This window comes from Escherichia sp. KCJ4928 (assembly GCF_004352695.1).
Taxonomy (GTDB): Bacteria; Pseudomonadota; Gammaproteobacteria; order Enterobacterales; family Enterobacteriaceae; genus ECMA0423.
The window spans coordinates 1-1273 of sequence record NZ_SJWV01000415.1 but is presented as its reverse complement, the minus strand read 5'-3'; the positions used below and the strand labels follow the sequence as shown (position 1 = coordinate 1273).

The following is a 1273-nucleotide window of genomic DNA, read 5'->3' as shown; positions in this document are numbered from 1 at the left end:
ACAAATACAAACAATAATGAGAATAATTTATATTTACTTTTTACAAAAAATGAATATTACTGACAAAACTAAATATAAATAATGACTGCCTCGGCATGCCAGTTAACAGCCATCCGCAATGGCGTGTTCGATTTTGCGAATAAAAAATGGTTACTGTAGAAGCGGATTTTCACCACCTGTCAACCATGAATGGTCAGTGGAGTGAGACGACTGGTATGATTTGGTCGATGACTTCTTCCGGTGAATACGGACAGAAACATTGAAATATTGTAAGAGAGAACGTTCAGAATTCTGTGTCACGTGAAAATACTACAGCGTTATCACCTTATTCAGTCGACCTTCAAAATAAACGTCTAACCGTGACAATCACCATTTGGATTGCCCACTGGGGAGGCGAACGATTGCCTCGACGGCATTTATAATGCCAGCCCACATTGTTGGCGCTGACAATACTAAGGACAAACGATGGGGAAGTAGCTTTTTAGCGTTATTTTCGGGAGTAAAAAACGTGGTATCTTTCCGTATGTCAGTTGTATCTTGCTGGTATTCGTAGTCGTGATAGGGCATACAACGATATTTATCTTGACGTTAGTGAAGAATAAGTTGTTTTGTGATCTATTTTAATCTGGGATTACAATCCGGGCTTGATACATCGCATCACGACTTTTATTCTCTTCAGAATAGAATATGTTACTCCCCGTTTTACAGGCTCAGGATTTGAATTACAAATTATACTTTTAAGTGAACAATAACCAGGGGTATTTCTTATTTCCTGAAACCTGGTTTGGCCCATTTCGGGATGAGTTTGGAAAAACTCTTGACGCATACGATAGTGATGAAATAAACGAAACAAATTACGTCAACAAACTCAGGCGTCTTGCCTGACATGCTCCTGACATCATTGATATTCACACTCATCTGGCATATGCATTTGCGCTCTTTATGCTGCAATTCTGGCGAATGTTCATTTACAGCGTCATCAGGATGCCGTTATACTCATTGATAAAATACTAACATATAACCCTGAGAATAATCAGGGGCCACGCTGGTTACTGGGGGCGGAATTGTTACGTGCTGGCAAGCATGACAGGGCTCTGTACGTATTGACAGGACATGTCAATGAATTTTCCCCCTACTGGTACGAGCTTGCTCTTTTACATTTTATGAATGAGGCATATATGAATGCTGCAACGGCATTTCGATATGGATTTTTAACAAGCATATATTGTTGAAATGCTTTGTTAGAATCTTCATCCATTCCCTGGGGCTGTAT

1 pseudogene is annotated in these 1273 nt (G+C 39.7%); it reads left to right on the top strand.

Annotated elements, in window-relative coordinates:
- Positions 1 to 741: 741 nt before the first annotated feature.
- Positions 742 to 1242: pseudogene (locus tag E0D98_RS28200) on the top strand (tetratricopeptide repeat protein); the annotation flags it as partial.
- Between the last annotated feature and the right edge of the window lie 31 nt (positions 1243 to 1273).